Annotated in this window: 2 protein-coding genes; both read right to left on the reverse strand. The window is 63.1% G+C overall.

What is annotated here, in order from left to right; translation table 11 throughout:
* A partial coding sequence (locus tag J4F42_08590) for an SDR family oxidoreductase (GenBank protein MCE2485555.1) occupies nucleotides 1-656 on the reverse strand: 656 nt, incomplete at its 3' end.
* A gap of 101 nt (nucleotides 657-757) precedes the next feature.
* Nucleotides 758-1,210, reverse strand: a 453-nt coding sequence (locus J4F42_08595; GenBank protein ID MCE2485556.1) for a hypothetical protein, incomplete at its 5' end; no start/stop codon positions are given.

Raw genomic sequence — 1,210 nt, forward strand, 5'->3', positions numbered from 1 at the left:
CCATTGATGAAGCCCGAGGCCGAAGACGCCAGGAAGACACACGGCCAGGCGACTTCGAGACCGCTGCCAAAGCGTTTGAGAGCGTTGGAATCACGGGCGCGCTGCTGCAGCTCGGGCGTCGGCCACAAGACTTCCATGACGCCCGGTGTTTCAATCGGGCCGGGTGAGATGCAGTTGACCCGAATGCCGTAGGGCGCCCACTCGATGGCCAGCGAGCGGGTCAGATTGACCACGCCGGCTTTTGAGGCGCCGTAATGGGCCATGGAAGCCGCCCCGTAGACGCCCGCATCGGACGAGATATTGATGATGCTGCCGCCGCTGTTTTTGTCCATCATGAGCCGCGCCACGGTCCGGGAAAACAGAAAGGTGCCGTTCAAGTTGATATCGACAATGGCCCGGAACCCGTTGGGCGAAATATCGTGGGCGTGGGCCACAAAGCTGGCTCCGGCGTTGTTGATCAGCACATCGACCCGACCCCAGTTGGCCACGGCTCTGTTGACCACGGCTTCGACCTGATCGTTGTCGCGCACGTCGCACACAATCGCATCGACCGTGCCTCCCTCGTTACGGATGCCGTCGGCCACCGGACCGAGGTGATCCATCGTCCGGCTGGTGATCAGGACTTTGGCCCCACGGCGGCAGAACTCGGCCGCAATATCGGCCCACCGGTAATGATCGTCACTTTATCCGCAATATCAAAGGCCGTATCTGCCATGCCGTGTCTACTCCGTGTTTACGCCGGGCTTGTCGCAGCGCCCTAGCCAAGACTGGGCAACCATGTCTGGCCGCCGTTCGAGGTTCGCATGACCGTCCCAAAGCCGCCCACGATCCAGCCGTGCTGGTCGTCCGCAAAATCAATCGCCCGCAGCCAGGTCACAGTCGGCATGCCGAAGCTGGCGCGTTGCCAGGTGGGGCCGTCTTCCCCGACCTGGCGCTGATAAATGCGTCCCGAGGCGCCGACGATCCAGCCCCGACCGTTGTCGAACAGGATCGGGGTGAAGAGCGGCGCGGTTTCTGAGGCGGTATCGGCCAGGAACGTCCAGTGTTGGCCGCCGTCGGTCGTCGCCGCGATCTTGCCTTCCAGACCGACGGCAATGCCCTCCTGGGCCGAGGTGAAATACGCGCCGAAGAAGGTGGGAAAGTTCAGGGCGTCGTCAATGCCGGCCTGGCCCAAGAGGCTGTTCTGCTGCTCGGTCCAGCTCTGGCCGCC

The sequence above is a fragment of the Desulfurellaceae bacterium genome (assembly GCA_021296095.1).
Classification (GTDB): Bacteria; Desulfobacterota; Binatia; order Bin18; family Bin18; genus JAAXHF01.